Annotated in this window: 7 protein-coding genes; 5 read left to right on the top strand and 2 right to left on the bottom strand. The window is 49.5% G+C overall.

Features of this window, described 5'->3' with window-relative positions:
- Positions 1-142: 142 nt before the first annotated feature.
- From AC27K1_RS17935 to AC27K1_RS17915, 5 genes are all read left to right on the top strand, one after another.
- Entirely contained in the window at positions 143-967 is an 825-nt protein-coding gene (locus AC27K1_RS17935) for a tyrosine-protein phosphatase (protein ID WP_487152169.1), read from the top strand.
- 376 nt (positions 968-1,343) lie between these two features.
- Positions 1,344-2,264 (top strand): SPFH domain-containing protein, encoded by a 921-nt coding sequence (locus AC27K1_RS17930; protein WP_487152168.1) that lies wholly within the window; start codon positions 1,344-1,346, stop codon positions 2,262-2,264.
- An 18-nt stretch (positions 2,265-2,282) separates the two neighbouring features.
- Positions 2,283-2,732: an NfeD family protein gene (locus AC27K1_RS17925; RefSeq protein ID WP_487152167.1), complete on the top strand. Its 450-nt coding sequence runs from the start codon at positions 2,283-2,285 to the stop codon at positions 2,730-2,732.
- 206 nt (positions 2,733-2,938) lie between these two features.
- The gene (locus AC27K1_RS17920) at positions 2,939-3,511 is read left to right on the top strand and encodes a 3'-5' exonuclease (RefSeq protein ID WP_487152166.1); all 573 of its coding nucleotides are present in this window, start codon (positions 2,939-2,941) and stop codon (positions 3,509-3,511) included.
- Positions 3,512-3,698: 187 nt separating this feature from the next.
- Positions 3,699-4,805, top strand: a complete 1,107-nt coding sequence (locus AC27K1_RS17915; RefSeq protein WP_487152165.1) for a hypothetical protein — start codon at positions 3,699-3,701, stop codon at positions 4,803-4,805.
- A 71-nt stretch (positions 4,806-4,876) separates the two neighbouring features.
- On the opposite strand, the gene mscK is transcribed toward AC27K1_RS17915, so the two are convergent.
- Positions 4,877-8,245 (bottom strand): mechanosensitive channel MscK, encoded by a 3,369-nt coding sequence (gene mscK / locus AC27K1_RS17910; protein ID WP_487152164.1) that lies wholly within the window; start codon positions 8,243-8,245, stop codon positions 4,877-4,879.
- Positions 8,246-8,311: 66 nt separating this feature from the next.
- On the bottom strand, positions 8,312-9,283 hold the full coding sequence (locus tag AC27K1_RS17905) for a hypothetical protein (RefSeq protein ID WP_487152163.1): 972 nt from the start codon (positions 9,281-9,283) through the stop codon (positions 8,312-8,314).
- Positions 9,284-9,401: the final 118 nt, after the last annotated feature.

The following is a 9,401-nucleotide window of genomic DNA, read 5'->3' as shown; positions in this document are numbered from 1 at the left end:
TATTTCTTTCGGTAATGAAAATAATTGACTTAATTTCTAAACTTGTTTTTTGTTGTTGGGGTGTTGGATTTTTCAACGTTTTTTTTAAGACATGCTAACATGAGGTGAGGTAGAAACTCGTAGTTATTACAGGATTGAAACGGTGTCTATTTTCAGAAATGTTATCCTGCGTTCTTCTGCATTTTTAGTGGCTATTTCATTATTTCCTTTGCAGACGTATGCTCATGATGAACAGAAAAGTCCTTTTGTCAGTACTGAGGTTAATAATTTACCCTATGACCGCGGATGGTTAGACATCCTTAAGCGGGAGAAAGGAACGCCGTTTAAAGAGGAGAGGCTTAAACTGGTCTATTGTAATGATGTTTCCGGTAACTGTTTGTTTCGAAGTAATGTTCCCGTAAAAGATGGCGTATTTGCTTACGATCATCTGGTTCAGGCTATGCAAAGTGCTTATGAGGGGCGTTATGGGAAACCTCTTCCTGAGAAGTTTGAACTGGTGGATGTATCGCTGTTGAATTGGTTTACAGATGCTGAAACCATTAAAATTGAACAGAATTACTTCAAACACAATCCTGATAAAGGACGAATGATACACCATCCTATTTATGGCGCATTATTCAGTCCTTCGATGTATCCGGAAATGCTGCAGGACTGGCTTGAGCAAATACCCTCTTTCGGTGAAATCGGAAGCTTGGAAGATAACCTGGGGCAGATTGTCAGTACTGCAGGTGACCGGCCTCAAATGGTTCTGGTGCATTGTCGAGGCGGCCATGACAGGACAGGGGAAGTGATTGCTGCCTATCAAATGAGGTATCTGGGCATTAGTTATCGCACAGCCTATGCGCAAGCCAATGCGGCTGCCAAAGGTGTGATCAGTCCATACAGCCGCAACGGATTAGAGTGGTACGCACATTATCTCCGAGATGTTCTTGGTATTCATACTGTTGGTGAAATTGATGATATTTGAATGATTAATCGCGGATCGCTGTAAAAATATGGAGCATACATGATGCTCCATATTTTTATGTTTCTCAGCAGGTATGAGTTTGGAAATGATTTAACGGTTTGCATTTTCTTTTTTGATTATGTGTGGCATTTATAATGCGGGAGAATGTGATATGTGGTTTGAATAAATATTTTTCTGTTTGTTGTGAAAACTTCCCTGTATGCGTGCCCAGCTTTGGATAGTGATATTAAATTCGAATATGTCTGTTTTTTAGCAAGAATAGTCTGATAATATTTCTCTGATCATGGTTTGTATGCAGGGCTCGGGAACTTTTTGAGAAAATCTCAACCCAATACAAAAATGATAACCAGGTTATAGGATGAGGAGGGCAGGAAAGATGGGGTTAGAGAATCTTTTTTCTATCGTCTTTGTGGCGGTAGTTGGCGTATTTATTTTCAAGGGGGTTTATATGGTCCCCCAAGGATATAACTATACCGTAGAGCGCTTTGGTAAATTCACACGCACCTTGGGGCCAGGGCTTCATGTGCTGATTCCGTTTATTGATATGATCGGTCGCAAGCAGAACATGATGGAGCAGGTCTTGGATATTCCTCCCCAGGAAGTCATTTCCAGTGACAATGCCCAGGTGACGACAGATGCAGTGTGCTTCTTCCAGATTCACGATCCGGTCAAGTCAGCTTATGAAGTCAATGATTTAAGTCGCGCCATGCAAAACCTGGTGATGACAAATATTCGTGCGGTGCTTGGCTCCATGGAACTCGATGACATGCTGTCGAACCGCGACCGCATCAACACCAGCCTGCTGCAAAAGGTGGATGAAGCGACTGATCCCTGGGGTATCAAGGTGACTCGTATTGAGATCCGTGATATTTCCCCTCCCCAGGACCTGGTCGATGCCATGGCCCGGCAGATGAAAGCTGAGCGGGAAAAACGGGCGCAGATTCTGGAAGCGGAAGGTGCCAGGGAAGCTGCCATAAAAGTTGCAGAAGGTGAAAAGCAGGCTCAGATTCTCAAGGCCGAGGGGGAGTTGGAAGCGGCAAGGCGAGAAGCCGAGGCGAGAGAACGATTGGCTGAGGCCGAGGCACAGGCGACAGGTGTTGTTTCCAAGGCGATAGCTGAGGGCAACATCCAGGCAATCAATTACTTTGTGGCCCAGAAATACGTAGAGGCGCTCAAAGACATGGCTGCTTCCGGGAACAGTAAAGTCATCATGATGCCTCTCGAAGCATCAGATGTGATCGGTTCTGTGGCTGGTGTGAAGGAACTTCTGCAGTCTACAGGTACCCGCAACGGTTAGTGAGACAAGGAGAGTAACGTGGGTTTGCTGGATTCATTACAACCCTGGCACTGGTTGATTCTGAGCATGCTGCTGTTCGCACTGGAGGCGCTGGGCGCTTCCGGTTTCCTGATTGGTGCAGGTATTGCATCTGCGCTGTTGGCGCTTCTCTTGTGGATGATGCCGTCAATGGATTGGGGTATACAACTCATCCTGTTCGGTATCGGTACGCTGGTTATGACGGTTGCCTGGTGGAAGTTTTTCCGGCGTTACAATGAACAGACTGATCACCCGGAACTGAATAACCGTGCAGTCCAGTTGGTGGGGCGTGTCATTGTTCTGGAACAACCGGTTAATAATGGGCAGGGGCGTGTACAGATCGGTGATACTCTCTGGAAAGTGCGTAGTGATGTCGATTTGGACGCCGGAGCCACTGTTGTGGTGAATGGTTGTGACGGTATGGTCTTGCTGCTTGCTCCGAAAGAATAACAGTACCCGGAAAGCCCGTCTTATCGGCGGGCTTCCTGGCTGTCGATAGCCATTGATGGCGCAGCCATCTTTTATACCAGACAACCTGGCATGCATTTCCTCGCCGTAGTATTCATGGTTTCCCTGTCCGATGTTGATAATTTCGAAACCAGATCCGTTTATAGGGATACTGTGATGTTAAACCACACGATCAGGATATCCCTAAAATGACAAAACCCAACACCCCACCACTGGCGCTGGTTGCTGACTTCGAAGCAAATGGTTTCAATCGACTGGAAGACCGGTATGAAATCATTGAAATCGGCGCCGTTCTCGTTGATCAGGATTATCATGTGATTGATGCCTTTGAGACGCTCGTAAAGCCTGTCAGGTTCCCCACTATTAATCCTGTTATCGCGAATATCACCGGCATCGGCCAGGGTGATTTAAACGCGGCGCCTTTATTTGGTGAGGCAGGTCAGTCATTTATGAACTGGCTTGATGGGAGAGCGAAGGTTATCGCTTTTTGGGGGCAGTCAGATTGGGATATGTGGCAATATGACTGCAATTATCATGGTTTGCGGCAACCATTGGCTGGCTGTATCAATCTCAAGCAGGTTTTTGTCGAAAGCCGACTGGGACTCAAAAAACAGGTCGGCCTGAGCAGGGCCGCCAAAATCCTTGGTATCCAGCGAACATCACCCATCCATCGGGCGCTATCTGACGCCAGGGACACTGCGGCTCTGCTGCCACACATGAAACCCGAAAAACTCAACGGTACCGGTCTGTGGAATGAATAGCCTGCCTGTCAGGTCAAAACGCGAGACTCTGTTATTCGTTGTTTGATCGAACGGGAAGAAAGCAAACCACAGGCACAGCCGCGCGACTTTCGGAAAGAATAATAATGCCTGTCTATACTGGATTGTGTGCCTTTATCCGGCAATAAAGTGACGGAACACGATAATCAGTGATTGACAGGGATATGTCATGAAAGCAACAGCGACGCCTGCATCAGGTTATTTCTACGGGCCAGTCATTGATTTCCTGTTAGTGGGGGGATTGGCGCTGTTTATTTATTTAACAACGCTAGCCTTTATGGGTTTTTATGAGAGCTTCGATCTCTGGTACGTAATGTGGTATCTCGCCTTTTTTGTCAATTTCCCGCACTTCATGATCAGTTACCAGATTTTTTATCGTTATCATCGCAACAGGATAATGACCGATAAACGCTTCTTTCTGGTCGGGGTTGTGGTTCCCGCCATTTTGATGTTGTTGTCACTAACGGCAGCCATGACACAGGATGGATTTTTTGTTCGTATTTTTGTGCATGCGATGTTCTTCTTCGTAGGGTGGCATTACGTCAAACAGTGTTTCGGTTGTTTTATTCTGACCTCATCGAACAGTGGCGCCTATTATAAGAAAACAGAAATTCTAGTATTCAAGACAGCACTTTATCTGCTTTGGGCTTGTTCCTATCTGCAGCTCTTCCGTGCAAATGAGAGTGACTTTTTGTTTTTTTTGCCAGAGACGCCACAGAGTCAATTTTGGGGGGTTAAATTCAGCTACCTCAGCATCCCGGGCTGGATTGGCAAGCTGAGTATCTGGATGGCGATTATCAGCTTTGTGATGTGCTGCGGTTTGATACTGCGACGGGTGTGGTTAAAGGAAAAGTTACCTAACCATGTAGCCATAATGGGATTCATGACGGCTTACCTCTGGCTGGCTCCTGTTTTTTATAATCCTAAATACGCGTATATCATTCCTTTTTTCCATTCCCTCCAGTACCTGTTGTTCTGCAGTGTGTATATGCATAACAAAATTGAACGTGATATTGGCGAAGAGAGAAAACGTTATTGGCTCGAGCAGGCCCGCTGGTGGGGGCTGGCCCTGCTGTTTGGCGCACTCTTTTTTGAGTGGTTGCCAACGGTACTGGATGAACGTATCAGTTATGATACGCAGTCAACCGGGGCGCGTCTTTTCTATGTTCTCTTCACGCTGTTCATCAATGTGCACCATTACTTCATCGATAGCGTGATCTGGAAAGGCGATAACCCGGAAGTCAGACAACACCTGAAGCCGGTTGCTCAACCCTGATTTCAACCGATTCCACCCCTGTCCTGTTTAACGGCCGCTTCTGTTAGAGAAGCGGCTTGTTGTACCCGTCACTATGTTGTTTCTGCATCATCGCTGAAACCAATATCCAGCCCCGGATCGTCATCTGCCGATTTGCCCGTCGTTTGTGGACGTTTATGTGGTCTGACCACTTTTTCCTGATGGAACGGTGGTGTATTGGTGGTGCGAATATGGATATCCCGTTGCGGGAACGCGATCTCGATATTGTGTTCGCGGAACAGGGTATCGATGCGGGTATTCAGGTCATTCAGTGTGATCAGGCGATCTCCCATCTCTTTTACGTGGACGCGCAACTCATGATTCAGCGTACTGTCGCCAAAGCTCAGGAAAAAGACAGAGGGCGCCGGCTCTTTCAATACCCGGGGTTCTTCATGGGCCGCCTGCAGTAACAGCTCGCGGGTTTTGGCAAGATCGGAACCATAGGCGACGCCTACCATGATAACGACGCGGGTTTCCGGATCACTGAGCGTCCAGTTAATGAGCTGGTCGGTAATGAATACTTTGTTGGGGATGACAATCTCTTTGTTATCCCAGTCCGTAATCGTAGTCGCCCGAATCCGGATGCGTGACACGGTACCGCTGAGTGAACCAATGGTGACCGTGTCGCCAATACGAATCGGTCGTTCGAACAGGATAATGATGCCGGATATAAAGTTGGCAAAAATTTCCTGCAGGCCAAATCCCAACCCGACACCGACAGCCGCAACCAGCCACTGCAGCTTGTCCCAGCTGACGCCTAACGTGGACAGAACACTGAGAACACCGATAGCCGTAATTGAGTAACTGAGAAGCGTACTGATCGCGTATCCTGAGCCCTGGGATAACTGCAGGCGAGACAGTACGGCAATTTCAAGCAAACCCGGCAGGTTTCGCGACAGCACCATGGTCACCAGTACCAGCAGCAATGCCGTCATGATATCGCCTAACTGCCAGGTGTCGCTTTTGGTACCGGTGGTGGTAATGGTAATGGCATCAATGCGAGAAAAAATAGTGATCATGTCCTGCCAGACCCAGTAGAGCAGCAATACCAGCAGGGCAATCATGAAGGCATTGAGCAGTCGGATGGTCTGCCGGTTGATCGTTTCGAGATCCAGGTTAGGAATCTCTACCTCGCGGTCTTCCCGCATGGCTTCACGTCGACTTAACGCACGACTGAAGGCCAGACGACGACTGGCGACATAAATGCCGCGTTTGATCACCGCCCGTAGCAGCGCCCAGACGCCGATCACAAACAGACTGATGACAAGATGTCCGAGTATGACAAGTGTCGTGTAATAGTACCCTGTCAAAATCAGAATGATCAGTCCCAGCGGGGTGGCAATCAAAAACAGCCAGATAAGACTATCCAGAAAGCGGAAACCAAACAGGCTGGGCACCTGCTGATATAACCGGTATAACAGAATGCCAAGTGATCCACAGCCAAGCATGGTCAGCAGCTGGCTGATCACATCATTTATTTCCCGCATGGGAACCAGCAGGATCAGTGGCGCCATGACCCAGCGGGTCAGGTTCAGCACCTGGTAGAGTTTTTGGTTAAATGCGGCAGGCAAGCGGAAGTGGGTTTCTGCAATCCCACCCGGCAGGTGCAGACGTGTGGCAAAGGCCATCACCCACCAGAATCCACCGGTAATCTGAAGCAGTTTTCCCATTTCACGAAGACTGTCGTAAGTTCCGCCAGCCCGGCTGATCAGGTAGCCACACAGCGCGATCAATAGCGGCGGGATTGCGCTCTGCAGCGCATCAAGAAACAGGGCCTGTGGCGTGACCCAGATGCTGTCATGGCGAACATCACCGACTTTGCCGGATAAACCGGTCAGTGCCTGTTGAATGGTATTCCGTCGGATCACCAGAACCATCACTATCGCCAGGACGATGATGGTTTGTGGGATACGCTTGTGGGTGCCCTGGAAGAGCGCCGGGAGAATATTGCCAGTATTCAACGCCATAATCTGTTCATGGATATCGGCGGGTATGGTTTGTAGCCAATCCGTATCCAGTGGGGGATTGGTTGGAATCCAGAACAACTGGTCGTCCAGTGACTTGACCAGTTTCAGGCTGCTCTGCTGGAGCTGCTTCTGGTTCAGCTTCAGGTCTATGGCGATGGAAAGCAGGGTGCCCAGTTCCCGCTGGATTCGATCCAGCAGATCCCGCCGGGTCTGGAGTTGATCAGCGATAGCCCTGCGCAGGCTGGCCTGTTGATCGGCTGGAATCTGATGTTCCAGAAAGAGCGCGGTAATGACGGCCTGCGGATCGCTGAGTCGCTGTCTCTGCTCGCCGTAACTGAACTGCTTAAGACGTATATCACTGATGGTGGCATCGATATCGTCGTACAGTCGCAGCTTGGGCAACGTCTGTTGCTGTTCCCTGAGAATCTTGCCCAACAGTGGATTGTTCTCCAGAACGGCAGTTTGTTGTTCGATCGTCTGTTGCAGATCCTGCATCCGCCGTTGCAGGTCCTTGATGCGATTATCTTCCTGTTGAAGCTCGGACTGCTGATCATTCAGTTGCAGGAGTTCCTGTCCAAGCCCTGCATTCAGCCGTAACTGCTCTGCCAGCAGTGGATTGTCCTGTCCGGTCACTTTGCTGATATGGGCGATGGTTTCTTCAGTGACCAGGCGGCGCTTGCGGTTGACTTCAGATTGCATCAGCGCAATCTGGTTATTGAGAATCTGCAGTTGTTTACGTACCAGGTCACGACGGTGAGTGATCAGGTCGAGCATGGTACTGCTGGCCAGTATCTCCTGGCGCAGTAACTGGCTTTTGCTTTGCAGTGCTGCCTGTTTGGCCAATAACATCTGCTGTCGTGTTTTGGGAAAGGGTTGCTGATCCTGATTATTCAGCAGTGTTGCCAGTTCATCGGACATTAATACCAGTTGTGTACCAATGGCATCGATCTGGGTTTGTGAGGTATCGGGGCGCGCCTGCTCATTGGTGATCTGTTCATTGAGCTGGCTTAATTGTTGTTGCAGCGTTCGCTGTTGATCCTGACCAGTCTGCAGTTGTCGTTCAAGTGCTGTCAGAGACAGGCGGCTGTAGTCATCCTGTAATTCAGCGTCTGTGGGTGTTTTCAGTGCTTTCTGTTGCTGCTTCAGCTTGCTGAGTTCAGCAGGCGCCTGCAGCAAGCGTTTTTGAAGCGACGCGAGTGCTGCACTGTTCTCTTCACTTTCCTGGAGATATTGCAGGGTTTGCTGGTATAACTCTGTGAGCTGTGTCCGGCTCTCTTCCGAACGGTTAGGGTCTTTCTGAACCCGCTCCATGGAGTCTCTGATCATCCGTACACTGGGAGGGGCCAGGTTCATGATGCCGTTGGTGGGAGTCTCGGCTGGTGCTGCCATGACCTGCATGGTTATAAGCACTGCCAGGAGACCAAGGAGAAGGCGGCTATACTGCTTAACTGCCATTGCCAATACCTTGATAAAAGACTATGTCAGCCTATGACAGGTTCATTGAACCTGCCAATGGACACGTTAGAAACCTGCTTTGGGCGGGTTCACCAGAAAGCGTTGACTGAACCCCTTGCTGCGCTTTTGCTGATAGCGGGCAAGGATGGCCACAACAATGACGGCAAAGAACAACCTTGCCCAGAGAATGCCGGAAAGGTCAGCCCCCATCAGAATAATCAGCAGCGTATCTTCAATCAGGCTATGGCAAAGCCCAAGGAGGCTGACTGCCGCAAAGATATCCGCAGCATCCACTTCCCCGCTTTCTGCTTCACGAATTAACAGGCCGCCGCCGTAGGATAGGCCGAGTGTAATGCCGATAATGGTAATGGTGGTTGCCTTGGGACTGATGCCCAACACCTTTAGAACCGGTTGTAGGAGATAACTGATGGCCTGCTCAATTCCGATTGCGCGGAGAATTTTCAGTAGTGTCAGCAAAACCATGATGGTCACGGTGATCCAGAAGCAGCTTTCCAGTTGCGTGAGCGCCCAGGTGCTGAGGCTGTTATCGACGACATCGGGTTGCCAGATACGGGTAACCGGTTGTTCTAACCAGCCACCGTAACGGTAAATCTGGTTTAACAGTATTGCGAGTACAATGGCGCCACCAATGCGCAGTACCAGTTGTATCAGCAGACGACAGCCTGCTCTCTGGGCAATCCTGAGTTCAACCGGCAGGCTATGGGCCAACAGCATCAGTGTACCCAGAATGGTGGCCTGTGCCTGTGTCCAGCCAATGTCTCCCGGTAAGGTGAAAAATACGACCATGCCAGTGTAAATATTGGCCAGCATGGTGGTGGCCCAGATCAGTCCGGCGGCATCCGGTAAACCCATGAGTTGCATCAGGGGGCTTATCCATATCGCAAGCATCTCGATAAAGCCCACTGATTCCAGCAGTTTGACGACAATAAGCGCCGGAATCATGATACGGAACAGCGTCAGGCTGACCTTGACCGTATCAATGACGATCTCCCGGCCATGGGTGTACAGGCGTTGCATGGTGAAGGATTCTGATTGTTGTACTGGAAATATCCCTATTATCACGATACGACGGACAAACACCGTGATGCAGGGCAACCGCAGTGTTTATTCTGCACGGCAGTTGCAGATCGTGACA

It is taken from the genome of Kistimonas ophiarachnellae, from assembly GCF_057552235.1.
This window is presented reverse-complemented; position numbering and strand designations above follow the sequence as displayed.

Excerpts from the sequence above, each read along its gene's own strand:
- AC27K1_RS17930 (WP_487152168.1), top strand. The coding sequence starts at position 1,344 with ATGGGGTTAGAGAATCTTTTTTCTATCGTCTTTGTGGCGGTAGTTGGC.
- AC27K1_RS17920 (WP_487152166.1), top strand. The coding sequence starts at position 2,939 with ATGACAAAACCCAACACCCCACCACTGGCGCTGGTTGCTGACTTCGAA.
- AC27K1_RS17915 (WP_487152165.1), top strand. The coding sequence starts at position 3,699 with ATGAAAGCAACAGCGACGCCTGCATCAGGTTATTTCTACGGGCCAGTC.
- mscK (WP_487152164.1), bottom strand. The coding sequence starts at position 8,245 with ATGGCAGTTAAGCAGTATAGCCGCCTTCTCCTTGGTCTCCTGGCAGTG.
- AC27K1_RS17905 (WP_487152163.1), bottom strand. The coding sequence starts at position 9,283 with ATGCAACGCCTGTACACCCATGGCCGGGAGATCGTCATTGATACGGTC.